This is a genomic window from Brachybacterium sp. FME24 (genome assembly GCF_014897705.1).
Lineage (GTDB): Bacteria > Actinomycetota > Actinomycetes > Actinomycetales > Dermabacteraceae > Brachybacterium.
Map to the genome: position 1 here is coordinate 364,082 of NZ_JABUXV010000001.1, position 24,067 is coordinate 388,148.

20 protein-coding genes and 1 tRNA gene are annotated in these 24,067 nt (G+C 70.0%); 8 read left to right on the forward strand and 13 right to left on the reverse strand.

Annotation, left to right across the window (positions count from 1 at the left end; translation table 11 throughout):
* Positions 1-2 precede the first annotated feature (2 nt).
* Positions 3-668 carry a TrkA family potassium uptake protein gene (locus INT51_RS01720; RefSeq protein ID WP_193103457.1) on the forward strand — a complete coding sequence of 222 codons (666 nt, stop codon included), beginning with the start codon at positions 3-5 and terminating at the stop codon, positions 666-668.
* A gap of 40 nt (positions 669-708) precedes the next feature.
* Here the strand turns inward: INT51_RS01720 and proC are convergent, their stop codons facing one another.
* The 5 genes from proC to INT51_RS01745 all read right to left on the reverse strand — a co-directional run bounded on the left by proC (position 709) and on the right by INT51_RS01745 (position 8,576).
* Entirely contained in the window at positions 709-1,575 is an 867-nt protein-coding gene (gene proC, locus INT51_RS01725) for a pyrroline-5-carboxylate reductase (RefSeq protein WP_193103458.1), read from the reverse strand.
* A 29-nt stretch (positions 1,576-1,604) separates the two neighbouring features.
* Positions 1,605-2,567 (reverse strand): DUF368 domain-containing protein, encoded by a 963-nt coding sequence (locus INT51_RS01730; RefSeq protein ID WP_193103459.1) that lies wholly within the window; start codon positions 2,565-2,567, stop codon positions 1,605-1,607.
* An 82-nt stretch (positions 2,568-2,649) separates the two neighbouring features.
* A complete protein-coding gene (locus INT51_RS01735; RefSeq protein ID WP_226831814.1) occupies positions 2,650-2,922 on the reverse strand; it encodes a hypothetical protein in 273 nt (90 codons plus the stop codon).
* A complete protein-coding gene (locus INT51_RS01740) occupies positions 2,919-7,649 on the reverse strand; it encodes a hypothetical protein (protein ID WP_193103460.1) in 4,731 nt (1,576 codons plus the stop codon). Before INT51_RS01740 ends, INT51_RS01735 begins: the two co-directional genes overlap by 4 nt.
* A gap of 69 nt (positions 7,650-7,718) precedes the next feature.
* Complete coding sequence (locus INT51_RS01745) at positions 7,719-8,576, reverse strand: DeoR/GlpR family DNA-binding transcription regulator (protein ID WP_304502043.1); 858 nt, start codon at positions 8,574-8,576, stop codon at positions 7,719-7,721.
* 163 nt (positions 8,577-8,739) lie between these two features.
* On the opposite strand from INT51_RS01745, the gene INT51_RS01750 reads away from it, so the two are divergent.
* The gene (locus INT51_RS01750; protein WP_193103461.1) at positions 8,740-8,949 is read left to right on the forward strand and encodes an antitoxin; all 210 of its coding nucleotides are present in this window, start codon (positions 8,740-8,742) and stop codon (positions 8,947-8,949) included.
* A gap of 93 nt (positions 8,950-9,042) precedes the next feature.
* Here the strand turns inward: INT51_RS01750 and INT51_RS01755 are convergent, their stop codons facing one another.
* Complete coding sequence (locus INT51_RS01755) at positions 9,043-9,681, reverse strand: copper resistance CopC family protein (protein WP_304502044.1); 639 nt, start codon at positions 9,679-9,681, stop codon at positions 9,043-9,045.
* Positions 9,682-9,800: 119 nt separating this feature from the next.
* Positions 9,801-11,270 (reverse strand): nitrilase-related carbon-nitrogen hydrolase, encoded by a 1,470-nt coding sequence (locus INT51_RS01760; protein WP_193103462.1) that lies wholly within the window; start codon positions 11,268-11,270, stop codon positions 9,801-9,803.
* Between the two features lie 72 nt (positions 11,271-11,342).
* Here INT51_RS01760 and INT51_RS01765 point away from each other — a divergent pair.
* Positions 11,343-11,415, forward strand: a tRNA-Arg gene (locus INT51_RS01765).
* 1,971 nt (positions 11,416-13,386) lie between these two features.
* Here the strand turns inward: INT51_RS01765 and INT51_RS01770 are convergent.
* Genes INT51_RS01770 through INT51_RS01780 form a run of 3 tightly spaced genes read right to left on the reverse strand, consistent with a single transcriptional unit; the run spans position 13,387 to position 15,525 of the window.
* Complete coding sequence (locus INT51_RS01770) at positions 13,387-14,541, reverse strand: sorbosone dehydrogenase family protein (RefSeq protein WP_193103463.1); 1,155 nt, start codon at positions 14,539-14,541, stop codon at positions 13,387-13,389.
* Positions 14,538-14,759 (reverse strand): hypothetical protein, encoded by a 222-nt coding sequence (locus tag INT51_RS01775; protein WP_193103464.1) that lies wholly within the window; start codon positions 14,757-14,759, stop codon positions 14,538-14,540. Before INT51_RS01775 ends, INT51_RS01770 begins: the two co-directional genes overlap by 4 nt.
* Before the next feature lie 28 nt (positions 14,760-14,787).
* Positions 14,788-15,525 carry an SDR family oxidoreductase gene (locus INT51_RS01780; RefSeq protein ID WP_193103465.1) on the reverse strand — a complete coding sequence of 246 codons (738 nt, stop codon included), beginning with the start codon at positions 15,523-15,525 and terminating at the stop codon, positions 14,788-14,790.
* An 89-nt stretch (positions 15,526-15,614) separates the two neighbouring features.
* Here INT51_RS01780 and INT51_RS01785 point away from each other — a divergent pair, with 89 nt between their 5' ends.
* From INT51_RS01785 to INT51_RS22610, 3 genes are all read left to right on the forward strand, one after another.
* Positions 15,615-16,208, forward strand: coding sequence for a TetR/AcrR family transcriptional regulator (locus tag INT51_RS01785; RefSeq protein ID WP_193103466.1), 594 nt, complete (start codon positions 15,615-15,617; stop codon positions 16,206-16,208).
* 64 nt (positions 16,209-16,272) lie between these two features.
* Positions 16,273-17,490 (forward strand): YibE/F family protein, encoded by a 1,218-nt coding sequence (locus INT51_RS01790; protein WP_193103467.1) that lies wholly within the window; start codon positions 16,273-16,275, stop codon positions 17,488-17,490.
* Between the two features lie 41 nt (positions 17,491-17,531).
* On the forward strand, positions 17,532-19,595 hold the full coding sequence (locus INT51_RS22610) for an alpha/beta fold hydrolase (protein WP_304502045.1): 2,064 nt from the start codon (positions 17,532-17,534) through the stop codon (positions 19,593-19,595).
* Between the two features lie 118 nt (positions 19,596-19,713).
* On the opposite strand, the gene INT51_RS01800 is transcribed toward INT51_RS22610, so the two are convergent.
* Together INT51_RS01800 and INT51_RS01805 are read right to left on the reverse strand one after the other, a co-directional pair.
* The gene (locus INT51_RS01800; protein WP_193103468.1) at positions 19,714-20,538 is read right to left on the reverse strand and encodes a bifunctional 2-polyprenyl-6-hydroxyphenol methylase/3-demethylubiquinol 3-O-methyltransferase UbiG; all 825 of its coding nucleotides are present in this window, start codon (positions 20,536-20,538) and stop codon (positions 19,714-19,716) included.
* Between the two features lie 158 nt (positions 20,539-20,696).
* Positions 20,697-22,160, reverse strand: a complete 1,464-nt coding sequence (locus tag INT51_RS01805; RefSeq protein ID WP_193103469.1) for a SulP family inorganic anion transporter — start codon at positions 22,158-22,160, stop codon at positions 20,697-20,699.
* A gap of 160 nt (positions 22,161-22,320) precedes the next feature.
* Between INT51_RS01805 and INT51_RS01810 the strand changes: the two genes are divergently transcribed.
* Entirely contained in the window at positions 22,321-22,587 is a 267-nt protein-coding gene (locus INT51_RS01810) for a hypothetical protein (protein WP_193103470.1), read from the forward strand.
* 232 nt (positions 22,588-22,819) lie between these two features.
* A complete protein-coding gene (locus tag INT51_RS01815; protein WP_193103471.1) occupies positions 22,820-23,047 on the forward strand; it encodes a hypothetical protein in 228 nt (75 codons plus the stop codon).
* A 50-nt stretch (positions 23,048-23,097) separates the two neighbouring features.
* On the opposite strand, the gene thiD is transcribed toward INT51_RS01815, so the two are convergent.
* The gene (gene thiD / locus INT51_RS01820; protein ID WP_193103472.1) at positions 23,098-24,024 is read right to left on the reverse strand and encodes a bifunctional hydroxymethylpyrimidine kinase/phosphomethylpyrimidine kinase; all 927 of its coding nucleotides are present in this window, start codon (positions 24,022-24,024) and stop codon (positions 23,098-23,100) included.
* Between the last annotated feature and the right edge of the window lie 43 nt (positions 24,025-24,067).

The window sequence follows — 24,067 nt, forward strand, 5'->3', positions numbered from 1 at the left end:
ACATGGCACGCGGCGCACGCGATGATGGGGTGCTGGTGATCGGTCTGGGCCGCTTCGGCGCCTCGATCGCCCTGACCCTCGAGAAGCTGGGTACCCAGGTGCTCGCGATCGATGAGCAGGAGGATCTGGTCCAGAAGTACTCCGGCCAGCTCACCCATGTGGTGCGGGCCGACGCCACCCAGCCCGAGGTCCTCGACCAGGTGGGGGCCGGGGACTTCTCGATCGCCGTGGTCGGGGTGGGCACCTCCATCGAGTCCAGCGTCCTCATCGCCGCGAACCTGGTGGACCTGGGCAAGCCCGTGATCTGGGCGAAGGCGATCTCCGCCGCGCACGGGCGCATCCTTCAGCGCATCGGCTCGCATCACGTGGTCTACCCCGAGGCCGACGCCGGCAAGCGCGTCGCGCACCTGGTCAACGGCCGCCTCATGGACTTCATCGAGTTCGACGACGGCTTCGCGATCGTCAAGATGCGACCACCGCGCGAAGTGCAGGGCATGACGCTGGCGGAGTCCGATATCCGCGCGAAGTTCGGGGTCACCGTAGTGGGGGTGAAGTCACCGGGCAAGGACTTCACCTACGCGGTGCCCGAGACGATGGTCGCCGCGCACGATCTGGTGATCGTCTCCGGGCACACGCACCTGATCGAGAAATTCTCCAACCGTCCCTGAGGACGGGTGCCGGAGACGGGGCGATGCACGCCAGACGCAATCAGTCGGTGGTCATCTCGCGGGATTTCCCTGCTGCCGTGGCCATCGCCGCCGCGACGCCGGAGCGCACACCGGCCCGCTCGAGCGCCGCGATGCCCTCGACCGTGGTGCCTCCGGGGCTGGAGACCCCGTTCTTCGCGACCGCGGCGTGCATCCCGCTCTCCAGGAGCATGGTGGCCGCGCCGCGCACAGTCTGCTGCACGAGCGAGTCGGCCAGGTTCCGCGTGAGGCCGAGACGCACGGCCTCATCGCTCATCGCCTCGAGGATCACGAACACGAAGGCCGAGAGGGAGCCGGCCGCGCCGATAAAGGCATGCACCTGCTCCTCGGTGATGTCCACGGCGACGCCGGCTCGGGAGAACAGGGCGTGGACCAGCTCGTGCTGCTGATCGTCGACGGCGCTGCCCCGCATCAGGCCGACGGCGCCCTCCCCCACCGAGATCGGCGTGTTGGGCATGGCCCGCTCGACGGGCTGGCCCTCCGGCAGAGCCTGCTGGATCGCGGCCAGGGTGGTGCCCGCGGCCAGGGAGATCACCACCGCCCCGGCCGGCAGTTCCTCCCGGATCTCCGAGGCCAGATCGAGGATCTGGTAGGGCTTCACGCCGAGGACGACCACGCCGGCACCCTCGAGCGCCTCCGCTCGCGAGGCGGCAGCGGTGGCACCCCATTCCGCGGCGGCCCGTTCGCTGCTGGCCGGCGTCGAGTTCACGATTCGCAGGTTCTCCGCGCTCACCCCTGCACTCAGGAAGGTCCGGGCGACGGGGCCGCCCATGTTCCCGGCGCCGATCAGCGCGACCCGCACCCCGGAGAGGTCCGTTCCCGGTGCGTCGGTGGAGGTGGTCTGTGGGGTCGCGGCGCTCTCGGTCATGGTCCCAGGGTAGTGGTCGGCGGCGGCTTTCAGACGGTCGTGCTTCGGGCCGCGCGAGCGATCTTGCGGGATTCGACGAGAACCAGCAGCTGCACGACTGCCACGCCGAGGACAGCGATCAGCAGCAGGATCGGCCAGGTGGCCCCCGGCGCCGTCAGGGTGCCGGTCGCGTCCTGCCAAGGCCACAGGCTGCGCAGGGCACCGATCATCACACCGGCGAGAACCACCATGGTGGCGCGGTGGTGCCGGGTCAGCAGGCGACGCATGAGCTTGACGATCACGACCAGGCCCACGCAGGCCCACAGACCGAACCAGGCGATGTAGCGCAGATCCCGTTCGTCCACGGCCTGCAGAGTCGGCTGGTAGAGCCCGAGGCTGAGCAGGATGAACGATCCCGAGACGCCGGGCAGCACGAGGGCGCAGATGGCGATCGCAGCGGCCGGGGCGATGATCCACGGGCTCGGCTCGAGTGCGGCAGTGGGCAGGGAGGTGAACAGGATCCCGGCGCACACGCCGAGGGCGAAGCGCAGGAACTCCGGCACCTTCCATCCCCCTCCGGACAGGCGCACCGGCACCAGGACGGAGCCGGCCACCAGTCCGAAGAACAGGGCGCGCATCGCCTGCGGATACGTGTCGACGAGGCGGGAGACGGGTCCCGCCAGGAGGAGCACTGCGGCCGCCATCCCGATCACCACGGGGATCACCAGGGTCCAGGAGACGGCGCGGAGCTCCTCGCGCATGCCCCGGAGCCGTTCCGGCCCGGTGATCAGTCGGCGCGCAGCTGCGGTGAGGTGGTGACCGGAATCGATCAGGTCGTCATAGATCCCGGTGACCAGGGCGACGGTGCCACCGCTGACGCCGGGGATGGTCTCGACGACGCCGATCAGGGCCCCCCGCAGCAGATTTCCCCCCAGGTTCGTCGGAGAGGTCCCTCCCGCCGCGGGAACAGAGGGGGGATTCGGTGGCGTGGCCGTGGAGGGAGCATCCGTCATGGGCCCCAGCCTAGAGTTCCGCACCCAGCTGGCCACGGACGAGGCATGCCGCAGTGGTCGTGCTCACCAGCTTCCGTCCGCGTCAGCGGCCACGGCCCCAATGGGGCGGCACGTCGCCGGCGATGCGGGCGTCGTTGGATTCGTCGGCGCCCGGTTCCGGGGCGTCCTCGGGGACGCGGTCCGGGAGGATCGGTCTGCGCTCCGGTGCCCGCGTCCCGAGCCGGTCGTCGGCCTTCTCGCGCTCCTCCCACGCGATGGGCTTGCCCGTCACCGAGGAGATGACGACCCGCCCCCGCGCGGCACCAGCTGCGCCGCCAGGCTCGACTTCGCCCGCTCCGGTCTGCTTCACGTTCACTGACGTTCCTGGTAGCGACGGATCGCGCTGGAGACGGACACGTCCAGCAGCACGGAGCGCTGCTCGAAGCCGAGGTAGCTGCGCACCTCGGTGGCCAGGTGCTCCTCGAGACGCGCGCGACCGTCGGAGCAGATGTACTCCACGACCGTGTCGAAATCCTCGCTCGAGTAGAACGAGAGCTGGTGGCCGGCGGGGATCTGCGGGCGCGGCAGGCGATGGCGGACGGTACCCACACCGGTCGGGGACTCGGAGAGCTCCTCGGTCTGCACCAGTCGCAGGGCCCGGTCCACGGCCCGGCGGATGCGCTCGGCCTCACCGTCCGGGTCGATGAACAGCGCCCAGGACCACACCCGTTCGGTCGCCCAGCCCGCCGCCTCGAGGCGCTCGGCCCGCAGGCGATCGCGCTCGCGCTGGCTGGACGTGCCGTCATAGCGGGCACCGTCGGTGTCCACCGCGAGCAGCAGACGACCGGGCATGTCCGGGTGACCGAGGGCCAGTTCGATGCGATCGGATGTCAGTCCGAAGTCGCTCTCGACGAGCAGGCCGAGCCTCCACAGCCGGTCGGCGAGGTCGCGGACGAGCGCGTCGGTCTCGAGCTCGCGCGGAGCGACGGGAACCTCGGGCTCCTCCGCCTCCGGCGTCTCGTCGGCGGGCCCGAGGCCGGCAGCCCCCTCGTCGCTCTCGGTGCCGGTGGCGGCATCGACGTCCGCCGGCTTCGCGCCGGCATCCGCATCCGCATCCGCATCCGCATCGGGATCCTCGCCGGTTGCGTCGGCTTCCGGCTCCGCACTGTCCGGCGACCCGGCGGACTTCCGCGCCAGGGCCGCCTCGATGGCGGCGTCCATGTCCTCGTCGGACAGGTCCGTCTCAGCAGAGTGCACCGGCGCCGCGGTGGCCGCACTGCTCGCTCCGGTCGCAGCACCGTCGATCTCGTCGTCACCTGGGTTCGGTGCGGCGGGTGACTGGCGCGGCGCCTCCGGCTCCGGTGGAGCGATCGGCTCGTCGCGCCCGGTCAGGGCCGCGACGTGCGGGACGACCGGGACATCGGGCCCACCACGCAGCACCCAGAGCATGGCTCGCAGGTCGCGGGCGCCGTCACTGCGCAGCCGCGCGTGGTCGAGGTCCTGGACATCGAGGGCGGAGACCACGGTGGTACGGCCACGGGCGCGCGTGATGACCGTGGCCAGAGCCTTGCGACCCCCCGCCTCGGACAGCGGACCGAAGCGGTGCAGGAGTCGATCGTGCGGTGTCTTCCCGAATCCGACGGAGACGATGATGTCGTCGCGCATGATCGACGTGGCCTGCTCGGCCGGCAGGACGATGAACACTTCGCGAGCGGCGGGATCGAAGTAGTCGCGCAGCGCCGGGATCACGGAGACCGTGTTCATGATCCGCTCCATGAGGCGGCGCGCGTGCTCCTGCGTGAACGTCAGCACCGCCAGCGAGCGATCAGGGCGAGTACGTGCGTGCTCGATGACCAGGTCGGTGACGCGGCGCAGCTCGGGCTCGGTGCTCTCGACGTACTCCATGCCCGAGGTGACCGGCCCGCGGCCGTTCTCGACCAGGACCAGGCGGTCCTGCTCGGGGACCACGGGGCTGGGAACCGAGAGGACCTCTCCGGCCAGGGCACGGCGCTGCGCGAAGGTCCGCAGACCTTCGGTCGCCGGATGGGTATCGCGCAGGAGCTCGACGTGCGGAGCGATCCGCAGCATGTCGTCGAGCAGGCTCGGGGCGGCGTCACCGCCGTACTCGAGCGGGTCACCGACCACCACGGTCTGCTCGGCGCGGGCGATCGACGGCAGGGCGGCAGCAGTGGGCAGGCGCCCTCCATCGGCCACGATCAGCACGTCGAAGTGGCGCCCGCGTGGGATCACCTGCGGCACCAGGTACGGGGAGGCGAGCCAGGCGGGGCGCGCCGCGAACAGGATGTCCTCGTACTTCGCGGCCAGGTCGCGGATCGAGACGGTCGAGGACCTCGCGAGCTCCGCGATCGCAGCGCGGGAGGTATCCGGGTAGGACTTCATGGTGCTCACGCGCGTCTCGTCGGCCGCGGCGTGCACCCGGGTGGAGGCCCCGGCGAGGTACTCGGCATCCAGGCGGCGGAAGCGCTCGGCGACCTCCGACAAGGAGGTGCCGTCGTACTGGGAGATGGTGGGCTCGGCCCCGGCGATCAGCTCGAGGACGCTGCGCCACCAGCACAACTCGAGCTCGGCATCGACCTGCTCATGCGGGACGCGACGCGCACGGAGGTCCTCGACCAGCTCGCCGAGTCCGTCGAAGGCGAGGCGGCGCAGCAGTTCGGTGCGACGCGGCAGGGTCTCCAGATCAGTCCGGTCGCCGGCCAGGGCGGTGACCCGCCGCTCCAGCTCGTCGATGTCGGTGCGGGCGAGATCAGCGCCTGCCGGGGTGCCGTCCAGGAGCACGGCGAGCTCGTCGAGGATCTTCTGGGCGCGCTCGGCGGTGCGGTGGATCCGGTCGAGGTCCGTGGGCAGGGCCGGGCTGGCCGGCGACGAGGACGCTGCCGATGACGAGGTCGCTGCCGATGACGGGGCTGCGGTCCTGACTTCGGTCGAGGCTCCATCGCGCCCGACGGCCACGCGCCGCCACTCTCCGGCGACCCGCCGCGCTTCGGTGAGGTCGCGGTGCAGGTCCGGGGACAGCGAGGCGGGGCGCTGCAGAGATGCGGCGTCCTTGCGAAGACGGCGACGCACCCCGAATCCCATGGTCACACCGTGTTCGACGCGCCAGGATTTGTCGGCCGTCGCGGCCACGAGATCGGCCAGCGGGGCCGCGAACACTGCCGACTGGAAGGTCGCGAGCAGAACTCGCACGCGATCCAGCAGCCCCAGCCGCTCGGTGAGCTGATGGAGGGTGACGGGCTCCTCGAGACCGAGCTTCCCGCCCGCTTCCTCGTAGGCGCTGCGCAGCTGCGGCAGGGTCTCCGCGCGCAGCTGATCGACGAGCTCCTCGGCGCGAGCAGCCTGGGTGTCGGAGCTGATGGGCGCGCCGTACCAGGCGGTCTCCTCCGGTCCGCTGGTCAGCACGCCGACCTCGGCGGCCTCGCGCAGGGCGTCGGCGAATCGGTCCCGGTCCGCGCCGATCATCTGGGCGGCGACGTCGGCCCGGAGTCGCACGGGGGTGCGCGGCGCCGGGCGCTGTCGGGTCAGGGCGGCGAGCGCGGAGATGGCGTCGTGCGCCGACGCGTCCCACGGCTGCTGGAGCCGGTGCATCGCCTCGACGTGGCCGACGAGGATGTCACGCATGCCCGCCAGCTCGGTGGGGGCGGAATCGTCCGGGCCGAGCCCGTGGGTGCCGGCGCGGCGCAGACTGCGCAGCAGGGCTGCGGAGGCGTTTCGCTGCAGCGACGGGTCCGGGGACAGATCGAACACGAGCTCCTCGAGACCGCGGCGCTGCGCGGTCGCGACCAGTCGGGAGAGGTTGCGTCGGCGCTGGGAGACGATCAGGACCCTGCGGCCGCGGGCGTTGAGCTCCTCGGCGAGATCCACGACCAGGTCGAGGCTGGAGGTCCCGGGTGGCGCGGCGACGGCGAGGTCCTGCCCGGCGAGCACGCGGGCGAGCACCTGGCGATGATCGGGATCCACGGCGGAGACCAGCTCGTCCTCGGGGACCTCGGGGACGGCGTCCGGGAGCTCGGGCTCGTCGCTGCGCACGACGGCCCGGGCCTCGGCGTCTCCCGCCAGCGCCGCGACCAGCGGGGAGGAGACCCAGTCGGGACGATCTGCCGCGAGATCCTCCGCGACGGAGCCGGCCGCATCCATGAGGTTGCCGACGACCAGGGCGTGGGTGATCCGGAAGCCCGGCAGCGGCTGTCCGAGGGAACGGAACGCATCGAGCACGGGATTGGGATCGAAGCCGTGAGCACCGTCCGTGGTGGCCAGCAGCGCGCGGGCGTCGACGGCGACCCCCGCCTCGCGCAGGGAGCGCAGCAGCACCGGGTTGAGGTCGGCGATGGTGTCGACCTCGAGATCGACGTCCTCTCGGGCATTGCCGCGCAGCCGCAGCGTGATCGGGCGCACCAGAACCGGGGCGTGGATCGGGGCGGACCCGTCCTCGGGGAACCAGGTGGCCTCGCCGATGCCGAGGTGGCAGGTGGTCAGACCCACCTCCTCCGCGTGGCGCTCGGCGATCTCACGGATGGTGCGGGCGTGGGCGCGGGCATCCGCCAGCGCACCGACCTCGCGCACCAGGGAGGACAGCCGCGTCGGGCCGCGCCCGGCGAGCAGCTGCGCGAGACCCGAGGGGTGTGAATGGGTCAGCTCCAGGACGGTCGCCCCGGCGCGGATCTGGGTCAGGAAGGAGGGAGCGGCGACGCCGCCGGTGATCTGCTGCGCCCATCGGTCCAGGGCATCGGCCACGAGGTCCTCTCGGCTGAGCGGACGGTGGTCCCGGGGTTCTGCGGGAAGGTCGTCCTCGTCCTGCTCGGGGGCGATGCCGGCGCCGACCTCCTCGAGGTGGCGGTCCACGACGACGTCGTAGGAACTCGGTGCGTCCTTGGCCCGGCCCGGATCCGACGGGCCCGAGTCCGCTCCCGCGCCCGCCCGGTCGCGGCGCCGCGAGGAGTTCTCGCGCTGGTCGTCCGCGGTCTCTCCGACGGTTTTCGCGGAGGCCCGGACCTCGCTCGCCAGGGCCGACAGGGCGTCACCGCGACGGTCCGCGTCGTCGCCCGTGCTGTCAGGGCGCTTCTTGCCGCGCAGGAGTCTCCACATGGTGCATCACGCTACCGGGGCCCGGGCGTCTGCTCGTGCAGGCGTGCCGTGCATGAGTGCTGGTCCTGCTCACACCTCATGCAGGCGCACCGACGCCTCCTCGAGGTGCGCGCGCAGGTCGTCGGGGACGGGCCCGGCGATGATCAGGTCCGTGAGGACCGAGACCGGGCAGATTCCGGCCAGGGCGCGATGGCCGATCTTGTCTGCCGTGGCGAGGCCGACCACGCGTCGGGAGTGACCGATCATGATGCGCGTGACCCCGGCTTCCGCATCGGAGTTGCAGGTCAGGCCTGCACTGATGTCGAGCCCGACGGTGCCGACGAACATCGTGTCCAGCCACAGATCACGCATGGTCGCGGTGGCCAGCGGGCCGGTGAGCTCGAAGGAGTACGGCTCGGCGACACCCCCGAGCACCACCGTGCGCACAGCGGGCCGCAGCACCGCCTCGGTGGCGATGTTCAGGGCCGCGCACACCACCGTCAGTCCCGGAGAGCCGTCGCGGGAGTCGATATCGGGGCGCGCCACGGCGCGACGCGCCGTGGAGGTGGTGGTGCGCCCTCCGTTGAAGCCGATGATCTGCCCGGCCTCGACCAGGCTGACAGCTCGATCTGCCACCCGGTCACGCTGGGCGGATCCTTCGTCGGTGGCACGAGGCACAGCGGCGAGCGAGTACGCCACATCGACGGCCACGATGCCGCCGTGGGTTCGCCGTGCCAACTGGGCGCGCTCCATCTCCATGAAGTCGCGCCGCACCGTGGACTCGCTGATCCCGAGCTCCTCGGCGACCTCGGACACCGCCAGCCGCTTGGTGGTCGCCAGCAGGGTGAGCACGTGGTCCCAGCGGGCCGAACGGTCCCGAGGGACGCGCACGACGGACGCCCCGGACGCCCCCGACTTCTCGTCACTTTCAGAAATACGCAGATTCACGCATCCAGTATTGCGCAGCTTGCCCCGAATGCAGCCACAACCGGGCAAATTCGCCCAGAAGGCGGTCGATGTGGGGGTCACATTTGAGTCACAGCTCGCGGGCGTCGTAAGTTGGCGGTGTCGCCCCGCGTGGGGCGGTTCCGCGAACGAAAGGACACCGATCATGGGCTTCGACGACGCGCTGAACAAGGCCAAGGGGTTCGCTAGCGAGAACTCAGAGCAGGCCGAACAGGGGATCGACGCTGCGACCGAGCAGATCAAGGAGCGCACCCCGGACAACATCGACGAGCACGTCGACTCCGGTGCCGACGCCGCCCGCGACCAGCTCGGTCTCGGTGGCGACGAGAACAAGGGCGGCGAACAGGGCAACTGATCGCCCCTCTCCGCTTGTGAAGAGAAGCCCCCGACGCTGGGCGTCGGGGGCTTCTCCGTGCCTCAGGCCCCCAGGCGAGGGCTCAGGGCCTCGTCAGGTGCGCTTGCGCAGGGCGAAGAACGCGGCGATCGCGACCCCGACCACGGCAACACCCACGACGCCCAGCAGCAGCGGCATCGAGGAGCTCTCTCCCTCCGAGGGAGTCTCCTCGTCCGCTTCGGCGGTCGCAGCGGGAGTGGTCTCCTCCGCACCTCCGGAGTCGCTGGCCCCTGCTCCCCCGGCGTCGCCGGCCGTACCGCCCGCATCGCTCGGTCCAGCTGCCTCGTCGGCGCCCTGCTCCACCGTGATCGTGAAGGTGCCTTCGATCGGATGACCATCGCTGGAGACCACGCGCCACTGCACGGTGTGGGTGCCGGCCGGGAGCGGTTCCTCCACGGGCGCGGTCACGGTCGGGCCGTCGATCGTGGGCGTCACCTCGGTGAGGGTCTCGCCGGACTCGTCGACGATCCGCACCACGGGGCTCACCTCGAGGACGTCCGCGGAGTACGTCAGGGTGATGGCGTCGGGCTGGACCTCGAGGGTCGCCCCGTCGGCCGGATCCGAGGAGATCAAGGTGTCGTGAGCGTGGGCCGGGGCGGGCAGCAGCGCCGTCGCGGCGAGCATCAGCGCCGCGCAGAGCGCCAGCAGCGTCGCAGGGCGAACAGGTGCGTGGCGGTGGGTCACAGGAATCACGGCTGCAGGTTACGCCCGCGCGCTGACGCAGAGCTGGACGGTGACCGACGTCGCAGCCGCTGGGCGACACCTGGTCACGGCGCCCACGCGCGCCCTGTCTCGTGTCCCGGTTCGGCCGGTCAGTTCCCCGGAAGCGGGACCCCGTGCTCGAGGACCGGCAGGGCAGCCCGCGCCGCTTCGATCTCTGCGAGATCGAGATCGACCAGCAGCAGTCCCGGTTCCCGGCCCAGCTCCTGACCGATCTGCCCGAGGGGACCGACGACGGCGCTCTGCCCGATGCCGCGCGCGGCCCGGCCGGAGTAGTCCGCCGGCGGCGCCTGGTCCGCGGCGAGGATCAGGGTGGTGGAGTCCAGGGCGCGGGCCTGCAGCAGCAGTCGCAGCTGCTCGCTCTTGCCATCGCCGTCGGCCCAGGCCAGGGGCAGCAGGATGGCGTGCGCACCACGGTGGGCGAGGGCGGTGAACTGTTCGGGGAACCGCACGTCATAGCAGGTGGCGATGCCCAGCCGGGTCCCGTCGAGGTCGATCGTGACGAGCTCCTCGCCGGGGGCGACGGTCTCGGACTCGCGGGAACCGTACGCGTCGAACAGATGGATCTTGCGATAGTCCGCGTAGACGACAGGGGTGGCAGGACCGGTATCGCTCGTGTCCTCGCGCACGGCCGGACCGCGCACGATCACGGTGTTGTGCACACGGCCGGCGGCGGCCGGGGTGAAGGACCCCGCGACCACGACGAGGCCGTACTGGTCGGCGAGCTCCTGCACGAGGCGCTCGAAGGCGGTGTGGTGGGCGTCGGCCGCCGCGCGCAGGTCGGTGCCGAAGGGGGTCAGGGTCGCTTCGGGCAGCAGCACCAGGTGGGCGCCGGCGGCCGCGGCCTCGGCGACGGCTCCGCGCACGGTGTCGGCGGTGACCGCGACATCCTCGGAGACCTCGATCTGGGCGAGGGCGATGCGGGGGCCGGCGACGCGGCGCACCTCCTCCAGGGCGTCGGGGGTGTCGATATCCGCTCCTTCGCTTCCGATGGGGGCGCGTGTGGCCAATTCGTCGTCGCCGAGCTGGGCGTAGAGGCGGCGCAGGCTGAGGTCCGCCCAGCCGCCGTCAGGGTCCTCGACCGCGGCGAGCGCGCTGCGCAGGCGCGCGAGCGGCCAGGCGGCGCAGAGGAACTGGACGTGGCCGTCGCCGGCTGCGAGCGCTACCACCCGCTGTTCGGCGCTGCTCGCCGCCACCAGGGAGGCCAGGGTCTCGGCCCGCAGCAGTGGCATGTCGCCACCGAGGACCAGCACGATGGCCTCGGTGGCCTCCGGCGGGATCTCGGCGACTCCGCGGGCGAGGGCCGCGAGCGGCCCGGAGCGCGGCGGGTCCTCCAGCACGAAGCGAGCGCCATGGCCGTGCGCGAGCGCGGTGCCATCCTGACCGTCGGGGCCGACGACGATGCGCCGACCCGACGGGGCGGCACGCAGCACGCGCTGCAGCGTGCTGGTCCCGGCGATCGGCACGCGCGTCTTGTCCGTACCGCCGAGGCGGGAGGAGGCACCGCCGGCCAGCACGATTGTGGCGGCGGTGGCGAGGGTCTCGTGCGGCTGGCTCGGCATGCCCCGATCCTGCCATGGGCGCTAAGATGACCGCGCCCGTGCGTCGCCGGATGATGACCGCCGGGCAGGATCGCCCCCGTAGCTCAGGGGATAGAGCACCGCTCTCCTAAAGCGGGTGTCGGACGTTCGAATCGTCTCGGGGGCACTGATCTGACCAGCAAGTTTGCACGTCATAACGCACTCTCCAGAGAGCGATCTGCTTCGCGTGACACCCGTGTGACACCCGCTCGTCCGTTCACCAGTGCGAGAGCCGCCGCGCCTTCGCTTCCTGCGACGTGCGTGCTGCGACGTGCGTGCTGCGACGTGCGTGCTGCGACGTGCGTGTAGCGCGACGTGCGGCAAGTGCTCGACATGTATCGCGAGAACTTCGCAGAAACATCGACCATTAACACAGAGCGCGACCTCGAGTCGGGTACCGAGGCCCGGCCGATGGGAAGTGTCTGCCTCAAGGTGCACAAGTGGCAAATCATATCAGTCTCATGCCTGCTCTTTGCCGGACAGACGGCCGAGGAGATCCCATTCCTTGGAAAGACGTCTTGGACGAACACTCTCGTAGTGCTGGGGGCGCCTCGGCGCAGCGGCGCAGTAATCAGGAAGTGGGCCAAGACCGCCACGCTTCCCAAGACATTCTGCGTTAGCGACGAGGACATCTAAGACGGCGCACAGAAAGGACGCCCACCGCCGCTGAACACGTGCCATCTACACCATATCCCCGGCCGCGCTACCATCAATGCGGCCGGGGATATGGTGTAGGTGAGCCTCTCGCTATTCCCCAGTCACCCTCTGCCTTCTCGAAACCACAGCTGAGACGACCGCGATTATGGCTCCGATAGCGATAGTTAAAAGGCCAGCAAATGCAAGAGCCTGGGAGTCTATGATCCAGAACCCCAGCAAGGCTCCGGCCGCGCCAAGAGCAAGAATATAGAGGCTATTTCTCTTCATCGTGTCTGCGATTGTGGACGAACCGGAGTGTACGGGCACTTTGGCCTCCTTTGAAATGTCTTCAAGGTTACGTGGACTGCTTCTCGCAGTCAAGAACGCGGTTCTTCGTCGATCTGGTGGGGAGTTACGCGCTTGGGGTGATATGCAGAGCGTAGGAGTCAAGGTCCCCGATGATCAGAAGCACCGACCAATGTTCGACTTCGAGGACCTCGCCGCCGTCCAACGCTACGGTGGGCCGGTGCGCCCACCACTACCGACCCGTGTGCCCGATGTGACGTGCTGCTTAGACCGCCCAACGTGCAGGTCGAGGCGGTTCAACGGGACCAGGCCGTGATGACGGTGACGGTCTCCGCGCAGTGGCTGCTAATGGGCTGCCCGCACTGCAGGGTCGTGACCCCCAGCCGGGACCGGCGAGGCCGTGTGCTGCAACGACGCGCCGCAGAGTGACAGCCGAGTTCGGCTCGGGTGGCGTCAGCGCGTCTGACGCTGCCCGGACCCGGCATGCGCGCGTGGGACGTTCAACGAGCAGATGCCGACCCTCCTCGCGGCAAGGGAATCAATGGACGGGAAGTAGATCGCGTACGAGTGGTCTTTCATGCCGCCGGTGAGAACTTTCCCTACTGACTCAAGGCGGCGGCTCCGCCGCCGCGCGGCCGGCTGGGGCGGGGCCCCGCGCAGCGGCCGCGGGCGGCCTCGCGTGCCCCTCCCCGCCAACCGCAGCAACAAGCGGGGCGGCACCTGGTCTACACAGGTACCGCGCTCGCCGCTTTCGGAGCTGCTGGGCACGTCGGTGCGTGACCCCCTGGTGACTCCCGACGACGCAATCGCCGTCGATCCGCTCCCTTTGGACACCCCGTGCACCGCCTGCAACGCCGCGCGCTTCTACGTACCCAGGACTCCTAAACCGGGTGTCGGACGTTCGAATCGTCTCGGGGGCACGAGTTGCAGTTGGTCATGACGTCATTCTCAGCAGGACAGCGCGATGCGATCGCTCTTCGGCTGCGCGGCCACGCCTGCCGCCGTCCCCGCGTCGACGACGTCATGACCCACGACACCAAGGGAGCGCGCCCCCTGCGCCCCGAGAGATCGTGAAGTCGCAGGCGTCCCAAGACCCTGCGTTGCGGTCCAGCGCAATGACCGTGGCGTGATCGAATCCCACGGACGGCCGAGCGCGTCATGACATCTTCGGTGCGGTGATCTCGATGCGGAGGATGCGATCGTCACCAGGGCGAGCGTCGGTGCCGCCCCAGGTTGCGCGGTCCGTATTGGACGTCACCACCCAGAGTGCCCCGTCGGGGGCGACTTCCACCGTGCGGATGCGACCGTAGTCACCGACGAGGTGAGCGATGGGGTCATGGGTGGAGGAGTTCCCGTCGACGGGGATCTGCCAGAGTCGCTGACCGCCGAGCGCTCCGACCCACAGGGAGCCGTGTGCATAGGCGAGACCGGATGGGCTCGCGTCGTCGGGGTGGATTGTTGCGATCGGTGGCTCACCCGTGTCTCCGCTGGTGCCTTCTGTCTCGGGCCAGCCGTAGTCGAGTCCTGGTTGGAGGACGTTGATCTCGTCCCAGGTGCGGTGCCCGAGCTCTGAGGCGTAGGCGGTGCCGTCGGGTCCGAAGGCGATGCCTTGGACGTTGCGGTGCCCACTGGAGTAGATCGGAGTGTCGCCCGGGTTGTCTTCGGGGATCGAGCCGTCGAGCCCGATGCGGAGGATCTTCCCGTTCAGTGACTCTGCGGTGGCCGCGTTCTCGGGTTCGAAGGCGTCGCCGGTGCCGATCCATAGGTGTCCGTCGGGGCCGATGGTGAGGCGGCCGCCGTGGTGTCGATCGGCAGTCTGGATGCCGTCGAGGAGCACCTGATCGACTTCGAGAGACGCGTAGTCGTCGGCGATCGTGACTGCCACGATCCGATTCTCGTCGGCGCCGGATACGGAGGCGAACACGGTGCGGTCGTCGTCGAAGTCCGGTGAGGCGACGATGCCGAGGAGCCCGCCTTCTGAGGACACGTCGACGTCGGGCACCACGCCGACGGGGACGGGGTCGCCGCCGTCAGCGGCGACCCTCAGAATCTGCCCGGTGATCCTCTCGGAGACCAGAGCGGAGCCGTCGGGGAGGAATGTGAGCCCCCAAGGGGATACCAGTTCCGTGCTGAGCTCCGTGATCTCGCCGAGCGACGCGAACGACGCGTCGGAGGGGGACGTCTCTGCTGTTCCGTTCTGCGGTGGTCCGGGGGCTGGGGCGGCTGTGCAGCCGGCCAGCATCGTGGCAGCGAGAAGTATGCCTGCCACAGTATTCGGGATCGGTCGTTCTCGACGGCTCAGCGTGGTCATTGCGTCAGCTCCAAGGTTTCTGCGAATCCCAGGCGTCGTACGGAGGCTTCGCGGGTCAGGTCGTTGAACGTCAACACGCCGGGGCCGAGGAACGGCGGCGTCGTGACGGGGGTATTGCTGCCGACGCCCACCGGCGTCCCGTCGCAGCGAGCCTGCCGATGCGGGAGTGCCGCGCGGTCGACGCCCGCGGAGGTTCCCGTGATCAGGACGGTGCTCATGGGAGTTCCCCTGTGCCCGCCGTCTGCCTCAGGCTCCGCCGCCGTTGACGTGGAGCGTCTGGCCGTTGACCCATCGCGCAGGGCCGGCGAGGAAGGAGACGACCTCGGCCATGTCCTCCGGCGTGCCCAGGCGTTCCATCGGAGTCAAGCCGGCGATCCCGTCGATCTGCTCCTGACTCTTGCCCTCGAAGAACAGGGGCGTCGCGGTCGGGCCGGGAGAGACGGCGTTGACGGTGATGTCGCGCCCGCGCAGCTCGCGAGCAAGGATGAGGGTGATCGCCTCGACCGCGCCCTTGGACGCCGCGTACGCGCCGTATCCGGGGATCTGTAAGCGAGTCACCGAGGTGGAGAAGTTGATGATCGCTCCGCCACCGCGCATCCGCTGCGCCGCGAGCTGATCGACGACGAATGTGCCGCGCACGTTCGTGCGCTGCACCCGGTCGAACACCTCCAGATCCAACTGCGCGATCGGCGAGAGCGGCATGATGCCCGCCGTGTGCACGAGCACATCCACGCCGCCGAACTCGCGCTCCGCGGCATCGAACACCGCTGCCATGTCCTGGTCGTCGGCGATGTCCCCGCCCACGGCGACGGCCCGGCCGCCCGCCGAGACGATTCCTGCGACGATTCCCTCGGCGCGCTCCTTGTTGCCGGCGTAGTGGACGACGACCGCGAGGCCGTCCTCGGCAAGGCGCTCGGCGCTGACCCGCCCCATCCCGCCGGAGCCGCCCGTGATGATGGCGACGCGATCCACAGTGCTTGTCATGGTTCCTCCATCAGATAGGATGTGAACATGTTGTTCATAACGGAGAGTAGCACCGTAATGAACGAACCGTCCACTAGAAGGAGTGAGCGATGAGTGACGCACAGGTGACGCGACGGGGACGAGGGCGTCGGCCTGCCGCGGAGGTGCGCGCCGAAGTGCTTGCTGCCGCGAGCCGCCTTCTCCTGACAGAGGGCATGCAGGCGGTCACGTTCGAGCGGGTCGCGAAAGAGGGCGGCGCGAGCAAGACCACGCTGTACAAATGGTGGCCATCACCTGGGGCGCTGGCCGCTGAGGCGTACTTTGCGAAGAGCGAGCTCGCACTGGAATTCCCCGACACGGGAGACCTTCATGCAGACCTCGTCACCCAGCTGACCGCGTTCGTCGCGCTCCTCTCGGACGATGCTGTCGGAAAACCCCTGTCCGAGCTCATCGGGGCCGCGCAGACAGACCCTGAACTCGCCGAGGCCTGGACTCGGACGTACTCGCACCCCCGTCGCGAGCTCGCCCGGGAGCGCCTGCGCTCCGCACAGCGAAGCGGTGGCCTCAATGCAGATGCGGACGTCGACATCATGGTCGACCAGCTCTGGGGAGCCTGCTATCACCGGCTGCTGGTCCTGAAGGTGTCGCTCGACGATCTCAACATCGATCGCCTGGTGACCTACGCCTTGCGTGGGGCGCAGTAGGCCATCTAGTGTCCCGGTCCGGACTGTCAGGTGCGAGCAGTCCCCGTGCACATAAGCTTCGCCCATGGCTTCGGGACACTCCCACTCACACCGCGGACGTGCCCCGGCTTCTCCTCGGTCGCGCACGGTGCTCATCTCTCTCACGGTGGCGCTGCTGCTCCTGACCATCTTCGGTCTGATTCGGCTGTGGCCGGATTCGGACTCCCGACCCGAGAGCGCCGCCCTGCTCGCCCCGGGCGTCGAGATCCTCTCGGTCGAGGTCACTGCGATTCCGGGGGATACTCAGCCGCAGGAGTCGATGCTCGTCGAGGCGACCGGCCGCTCCGGGGACATCCGGGACGAGAACGTGCAGGTCGAGGTCACTCCCGAGATCGCCGCAGACGGCATCCATACGGGTGATCGGATCCGCGTCCCCGCGATCGACGAGGCGGGGGACGACGCGCCCTACTTCTACTTCGACCATGAGCGCGGGGTCCCCCTGGGCGCTCTCTTCGTGCTGTACCTGCTGGTGGTCGCCCTGGTGGCGCGGGGAGCCGGACTGCGCGCGGTCCTCGGACTCGCCGCTGGGGTGGCGATCGTCGTCCTGTTCATGCTGCCGGCGATCCTCGCGGGCGAGGACGCGGTGCTGGTCGCCCTCGTCGGCGGCTCCGCCATGATCTTCCCCTGCGTCTACTTCGCCCATGGCATCTCCATCCGCACCACCACAGCCGTGCTCGGCACGTTCGGCGGTATCGCGATCACCGTGGTCGCGGCCCTCGCCGCCGGCCGCCCGGCCGGGATGACCGGAACTGATGGCGAGGCGGCGAAGCTGCTCGCGGGGAGCAACCCGGAGGTGTCGCTCTCGGCCGTCTTCCTGGCCGGCGTGATCATCTCGGGGCTGGGCGCCCTGAACGACGTGACGATCACGCAGGCGTCCTCGGTGTGGGAGCTGCGCGCCGCGATGCCGTCGGCGTCCCGCTGGACGGTGTTCTCCTCGGCCATGCGCATCGGGCGCGACCACATCGCCTCGACGGTCTATACCCTCGCCTATGCCTACATCGGGTCCGCGCTGCCCACCCTCCTGTTCGCCTCGATGCTGGAGCGCTCGTTCCTGGGCACGCTCGCCGCCGGCGAGATTGCGGCCGAGGTGTTCCGCACCCTGATCGCCTCGATCGGTCTGGTGCTCGCGATTCCGCTCACCACGGGGATCGCCGCGCTCCTGGCCACCAGCACCGGGGCCGCCGAGAAGCCCGTGAGGAAGTCCCGTCGGCAGATGCTCGAGGAGCGCCTGGGCGTGCTGTGAACCGCGCATCCCGGCAGTGGGTTCCCGGGTAGCGTGATCGTGTGACTGCCACCACCCCGACTCCTGACACCTCCGCTGCCGCATCCCCCAAGGCCGCCAACTCCCCTGCGTCCACTGACTCCTCTGACTTCTCCGACATCGACGGCCTCCTGCGGGTGCCGCGGCTGGCGTCCGTGGCCGCCGGTCCTGACGGCCGCGTGATCGCGGCCATCCAGGAGGCCGACGAGCACGGTGCGAAGCTGATCTCCTCGCTCTGGGAGCTCGATGTCGTCGGCGAGCGCCCGGCTCGACGCCTGACCTTCTCTGCGGAGGGCGAGAGTGCCCCGACGTTCGCCCCGGACGGAACGGTGCTGTTCAGCTCGGCCCGCCCGGACCCGCAGGGCGAATCGGAGGAGGACTCCTCCGCCATCTGGCGCCTTCCCGTCACCGGTGAGGCCCAGGTGGTCGCCTCCGCGCCCGGGGGCCTGTCCCTGCTCTCCGTCGCCGAGGACGGCACCATGCTCGGCGCGACCAGTGTGCTGCCCGGCGGCGCCCTCGAGGACGACGCCGAGCGCCGGAAGGCTCGCAAGGACGCGAAGCAGACCACCATCTGGCATACCGGCATGCCGATCCGGATGTGGGACCACGAGATCGGCGACTCGAGCCGGCGCCTGGTCCTGGTCTCCCCCGCGGGCGACCTCACCGATCTCACCCCGGACGTCGGCACCGTCACCCTGTATAACGCCTCGGCGGATCTCTCCCCCGATGGCAGCACGGTCGCGACGTCGTGGACCCAGCGCGTGCGCGGCGGCGAGACCCGCAGCTCGATCGTCCTGATCGACACCGCGAGCCTTCGCCGCGTCGCCCTGCTCACCGCTGACGACGCCGCCCAGTACGGAAGCCCGCTGTTCTCCCGGGACGGCATGCACCTGGCCGTGATCCGCTCGACGACCTCCAGCCCGACCGACACCAGCTACAGCCGCCTGGAGATCCACCCGATCGGTGGCGGCAAGCCGGTGACCGCCGACCTCGGCGACCTGAGCATCGGTGACCTGGAGTGGGCCGCGGACGGCACGCTCCTGGTCGCCGGCGACCTGCACTCCTCCGGCGCTGTCCTCGCCGTGGACCCGGCGACCGGCACCGCGCGCACGCTGGCCGCCGACGGCGTCTATTCCGCTCTCGCCTCCGCCGACGACGGGAGCCTGTTCGCGCTGCGCAACGACGTGGCGACCCCGTCGCGCCCGGTGCGAATCACGGCTCGCGGCGCCACCACCGAGCTGCCGGCCCCGGGCGCCCTCGGTGCTCTCCCCGGCACCCTGGAATGGGTGCAGACCGACGTCGACGGCGTGAGCGTCGGCGGCTGGCTGTGCGTGCCGACCTCCGCATCACCCAACTCCCCTGCCCCGGTCATGCTATGGATCCATGGCGGTCCGCACGGCTCCTACAACGCGTGGAGCTGGCGCTGGTGCCCGTGGCTCGCCGTGCAGCGCGGCTACTCGGTCCTGATGCCGGATCCGGCGATGTCCACCGGATACGGGGATGCCGGGTTGAACCGCGGCTGGCCGCGCCTGCCTGATGTCGTGTTCCACGAATGCGAGACCCTGCTGGACTCGGTGCTGCCGCGCCCGGAGCTCGACGACACGCGCACCGCGCTGCTGGGCGCCTCCTTCGGCGGGTTCATGGCGAACTGGATCGCCGGGCACAGCGACCGCTTCGACGCGATCGTCACCCACGCAGGGCTGTGGGCACTCGAGCAGCAGCACCGCACCACCGACGCGGCGGCCTCGAAGATGCGGGTGCACCGCCACGAGGACGAGGATCCTCAGTGGTACGGCGCGTACTCCCCGCACCGCGCCGCCGCATCGATCACCACCCCGATGCTGGTCACGCACGGCAATCGTGACTACCGGGTGCCGATCAGCGAGGCATTGCGCCTGTGGTGGGACCTGGTCTCCGGATGGGACGGCCCGCCCGAGACCATGCCTCACCGCTTCCTGCAGCTGACCAGCGAGAACCATTGGGTGCTGACCCCGTCGAACGCGCTCGCGTGGAACCAGGCCGTGCTCGCCTTCTGCGATCAGCACGTGCTGGGCGCCGACCCGATCCCGGAGGTCCTGCCCTGGTGAGACCGTAGGCAGGCTCCATCAACCGGCCACCAGGTCTTGCAGAGAGCAGAACCCGGGTGGGGGCCGAGCAGGTCAGCCGCGCCACCACCAGGCGCATCTCCCCCGCGCCTCACGGCGATCAGGGCTGCGGCGCGGTCGCGATCGCCAGCAGGTGGGGGCTGTACCCGGCGAGGAGATCTTCGCCGATCCCGGTACCGCGCACTCGGGCTTCGGCGGCCTCGACCAGCTGCACCGCATGGCCGAGGATCTCGTCGTCGGCAGGGATCATCTCGAGCGCGCCGAGGTTCGGGCCCTCCAGTCCGTGCACCTGGACACCGCCGAACCCCGACTGTTCGATCTCCTCGCGCAGCTCGGCGACGGTATGGAGGTGCCCGCCAGGGAAACCGTCGGACTCGTTGGCCCACCCCCCGGTGCGCAGGATGTCCAGCAGCTCATGCCGCACGGCGTCCAGCCCCCCGTGGACCACTGTGTCCACCACGTTGGTGAGACGCGTGATGCCCTGGGCGACGAGGAGACCTCCGGGGCGGAGCACGCGCAACGCCTCGCGGAGCGACAGGTCGCGGTCGGCCCGGGCGGACAGGTGATACAGCGGGCCGAACAGGAGCACGGCATCGACTCTTTGCGAGGGGATCTCGAGAGATCGCGCGTCACCGACGACCGCCTCGAACGTGTCGACCTCGGCAGCTGCCGCGACCTGGGTGGCGACAGGATCGATCAGCGTCACGTCGTGCCCGGCCTCGGCGAGCCAGCTGCTGTGGATTCCGGTCGCGCCGCCCACGTCGAGGATCCGGGAGGTCGGGGCGAGATGCGCGGAGACGAGCCGCCGCACGCGCTCGAACTCGAGCCGGCCGCCGACGGAGCGGGTCTGCAGGCGGGCGTGCTCCTCACCCAGTCCGTAGTAGTCCTGGATCTTCGCGTCGAGGGCGTGCTGGGGGCTCTGCATGGCAGAACCTTAGGTCCACCCCAGCGCTGAACCCATCCCGCTAGCCCGGCAACGGTGAGGTGACACCCGCTGAGAAACGGTTGCTGGTGCGACCTCACGCTCTCAGGAGGGGGTGACCCCGCGCTGCGAGCCGAAAGTTTCCAGTGTCGGGCCGCCTCTCAGTTGAGGGTGCCGGTGAGGCGGCCGTGGAACTGAGAGGAATGCTCGTCGAGGCCGGTGAATCGCACCTCGATGTCGTGGTCGGCGTACTTGGTCTGCACCGAGTCCAGGACGGCGACCGTGGAGGCATCCCAGATCTGCGCGGCAGAGAAGTCGACCGAGACGGTCGGCGGGTCCTCGGCGTAGGAGAACTGCTCGACGAGGTCGTTGCTGCTCCCGAAGAACAGGGGGCCGCGCACGGAGTAGGTGACGCCGTCGGGCTCGGCGATGCGCTGGACCGTGGTCACCCGTGACACCCGCCGGGCGAACAGGACCATCGCCAGCAGCGCACCGGCAGCCACCCCGATCGCGAGGTTGTGCGTCACCACCACGACGGCCACGGTCACCACCATCACGCTGGTCTCCGACAGCGGCATGCGCTTCAGGGTCGAGAGGCGGATGCTGTGGAAGTCGACGGTGGAGAGGGCGACCACCATCATCACGGCGGCGAGCGCGGCCATCGGGATCTGCGCCATGAGATCCGAGAGCACGGTGACCAGCACCAGCAGCAGCACGCCGGCGATGAAGGTGGAGACGCGGGTGCGGGCACGGCCGAGCTTCACGTTCACCACGGTCTGGCCGATCATGGCGCAGCCGGCGATCCCGCCCCAGAACCCGGCGAGGATGTTCGCGGCGCCCAGCGCCCAGGACTCGCGCCCCTTGGCGGACTTCGTGTCGGTGATGTCGTCCACGAGCTTCGCGGTCAGCAGGGTCTCCATGAGGCCCACGAAAGCGACGCTGAGGGCCGTCGGCCCGATGAGCTTGAGGGTCTCGAGGTCCAGCGGCACCTGGAGCTGGGTGAGTCCGGGCAGGCCGCCGGCGATCTCGCCCTGGTCACCGACGTTCGGGACCGTGAAGTGGGCGACCATCGCGATACCGGTGACCAGCACGATCGCCACCAGCGGCGCGGGCACGGCCTTGGTCAGCCTCGGCAGCACGAGAACGATCACCAGGGTGAGAGCGAACAGCGGGTAGACCATCGTCGGCACGTCGAGCACATGCTGCAGCTGGGCGGTGAAGATCAGGATGCCCAGGGAGTTGACGAAGCCGATCATCACCGAGCGGGGGATGAATCGCATGATCCTGGCCAGGCCCGTGACCCCGAAGAGGATCTGGATGATCCCGGCGACGATCACGGTGGGCAGCAGGTATTCGACGCCGTGCTCGTGAACCAGGGGGGCGACGACGAGCGCGACGGCGCCGGCGGCCGCGGTGATCATGGCGGGCCGGCCCCCGAGGATCGACATCGACACGGCCAGCACGACCGAGGCGATGAGGCTGACCTTCGGGTCCACGCCCGCGATCACCGAGAACGAGATCACCTCGGGGATGAGGGCGAGAGTCGTCACGGCTCCGGCCAGTACCTCGGTCGTCAGGAGACGGGGGTTGCGCAGCGCCTGGAGAGTCGTCGGGGTAGCAGTCACGACCGGACCTTACCGGAGCACGCCGCTCACCCGCGCCTGCCTCCAGCGGATGCCACGGGCCTGACCGGACCGGCCGGCGTGTGCCGTGATGCCAGGCCGGGCTACGCTTCTGGGACCCCCTGCTGCGCACCGCGCGCGGGCCCGACCGGACAGAGGACGCATGACGCAGGACTCGCGACGCACCTTCGATGCCACCTGGATGCCCTTCGGCATGCTGATCGGATTCATCCTGGGTGTCGGCGCCTCGCTGGCCGTGTCCGACAACCTGTTCGTGGGCGCCACCATCGGTTTCGTGGCCGGCACGATCCTCGGGATCGTGCTGGGCTTTCGCACTCCCAAGGGATCCGAGGCGGACGAGGATGCCGAGGACGACCGCCGCCGCGCCACCCAGGACGATCCTCCCCCGCAGCATCCCGACGACCACTGACGCTGAGCCGGACCGCTCGCTCGCTGCACGCGGCACGCGGCTTTCTGTCGGCCGGCGCGCTCCGCACCGGAAGCCTCTTCGCCCCCACGCGAGAGCTTTCCTCCCCACCTCTCGGTCATCCACAATTCTTCCAGGTGTCGTACCTGGTAATCCGAGGGTGTGATGCCATGCTGGGCGCACCTGGTCGATGAACGGCCAGTGAACACCGCCTGATGGCGCCAGGAGGATTCCGATGAAGGTCACCGATACGCACGACACCGCTGCCGAACATTTCGACTATCTCGAGGCCGACACCCTGCAGGAGGTGGCGCGCGACGATGCACGCCGCAGCACTCAGGATCACGACAGCGAACAGGCCGAGCTGCTCGAGCAGGCTGAACTGGCCGATCTCGCCGATCTGGTCGAGGCCACCGGCCCCGTCCATACCGGCACGCCGCATCTCACCGCGCACACCGCCTGAGGCCCGGACGGTTCCTCACGGCATCGCGGCGCGCAGGGCTCGAGCCCGACTCAGCCCTGCGCGTCGTGACGCGCGATGGTCACCAGATGGTCGACCGGCCCGTGCCCCAGTGTCGGGGTGACGGAGATCTGCTGCTCGGCGCCGCCGAGCAGTGCCCGCTGCAGGAAGTCCCGACCCGCCCTGATCGCCGCGAGGTCATCACCTGACTCCGGTTCACCGCGGCTCTCATAGGCGGCGTCCGCAGTGCGGGCGAGCCTGCGGAGCCTCTCTGCGCCCTGCCCCCGCGCGACGGTGATGCGGGCATACTGCGCGGCGATCGCTGCCGAGAGCGTGCACCCGGTGCCGTGGGTCGCGCGGGTGCGCACCCGCGGCGCCCGCAGCAGCTCCACACCTCCTGGGTGGGCGACGACGTCGACCATCTCCTCCCCCTCGCGGTGCCCGCCCTTGAGGAGCACGACCGCCGCACCGAGCTCGCGCAGCCGCACCGCCTGATCCTGCATCGCGTCGACGTTCTGGGCCTCGTCCTCGCCCAGGAGCCGCGCGGCCTCGGGCAGATTCGGGGTGATCAGGTGCGCGAGCGGGAGCAGTCGCTCCCGCAGGATCTCCGTGGCGAGGTCGGGCAGCAGAACGTCCCCGCTGGTGGCGACCATGACAGGGTCCAGCACGATGCGCCCGAACAGCGCCTGCCGACTCTCGATGACCTCCGCGACGGCCGTGATCACCTCGGCGGAGGCGAGCATGCCGATCTTCGTCGCGCCGAGCGGGATGTCCTCGAGCACGCTGGTGATCTGCTGGAGGACACCGCTCGCATCGATCGGGATCACGGCCTGGACGCCGAGCGTGTTCTGCGCGGTCAGAGCCGTGATCGCCGAGGTGCCGTACACGCCGAGCGCGGTGAAGGTCTTCAGGTCGGCCTGGATGCCGGCGCCGCCGCCGGAATCGGAGCCGGCGATGGTCATGGCGATGGGTGGCCGCATGGCAGGACGTTCCTCGGGTCGGGGGCGGGTGGACCGGTCGCGC

What these genes read in the sequence shown, in the direction of transcription:
- INT51_RS01720 (WP_193103457.1), top strand. Translation starts at nt 3, where the DNA reads ATGGCACGCGGCGCACGCGATGATGGGGTGCTGGTGATCGGTCTGGGC.
- INT51_RS01785 (WP_193103466.1), top strand. Translation starts at nt 15,615, where the DNA reads ATGAGTGACGCACAGGTGACGCGACGGGGACGAGGGCGTCGGCCTGCC.
- INT51_RS01770 (WP_193103463.1), bottom strand. Translation starts at nt 14,541, where the DNA reads ATGACCACGCTGAGCCGTCGAGAACGACCGATCCCGAATACTGTGGCA.
- INT51_RS01790 (WP_193103467.1), top strand. Translation starts at nt 16,273, where the DNA reads ATGGCTTCGGGACACTCCCACTCACACCGCGGACGTGCCCCGGCTTCT.
- proC (WP_193103458.1), bottom strand. Translation starts at nt 1,575, where the DNA reads ATGACCGAGAGCGCCGCGACCCCACAGACCACCTCCACCGACGCACCG.
- INT51_RS01780 (WP_193103465.1), bottom strand. Translation starts at nt 15,525, where the DNA reads ATGACAAGCACTGTGGATCGCGTCGCCATCATCACGGGCGGCTCCGGC.
- INT51_RS01815 (WP_193103471.1), top strand. Translation starts at nt 22,820, where the DNA reads ATGAAGGTCACCGATACGCACGACACCGCTGCCGAACATTTCGACTAT.
- thiD (WP_193103472.1), bottom strand. Translation starts at nt 24,024, where the DNA reads ATGCGGCCACCCATCGCCATGACCATCGCCGGCTCCGATTCCGGCGGC.
- INT51_RS01730 (WP_193103459.1), bottom strand. Translation starts at nt 2,567, where the DNA reads ATGACGGATGCTCCCTCCACGGCCACGCCACCGAATCCCCCCTCTGTT.
- INT51_RS01740 (WP_193103460.1), bottom strand. Translation starts at nt 7,649, where the DNA reads ATGTGGAGACTCCTGCGCGGCAAGAAGCGCCCTGACAGCACGGGCGAC.
- INT51_RS01760 (WP_193103462.1), bottom strand. Translation starts at nt 11,270, where the DNA reads ATGCCGAGCCAGCCGCACGAGACCCTCGCCACCGCCGCCACAATCGTG.
- INT51_RS01800 (WP_193103468.1), bottom strand. Translation starts at nt 20,538, where the DNA reads ATGCAGAGCCCCCAGCACGCCCTCGACGCGAAGATCCAGGACTACTAC.
- INT51_RS01775 (WP_193103464.1), bottom strand. Translation starts at nt 14,759, where the DNA reads ATGAGCACCGTCCTGATCACGGGAACCTCCGCGGGCGTCGACCGCGCG.
- INT51_RS01810 (WP_193103470.1), top strand. Translation starts at nt 22,321, where the DNA reads ATGACGCAGGACTCGCGACGCACCTTCGATGCCACCTGGATGCCCTTC.
- INT51_RS01750 (WP_193103461.1), top strand. Translation starts at nt 8,740, where the DNA reads ATGGGCTTCGACGACGCGCTGAACAAGGCCAAGGGGTTCGCTAGCGAG.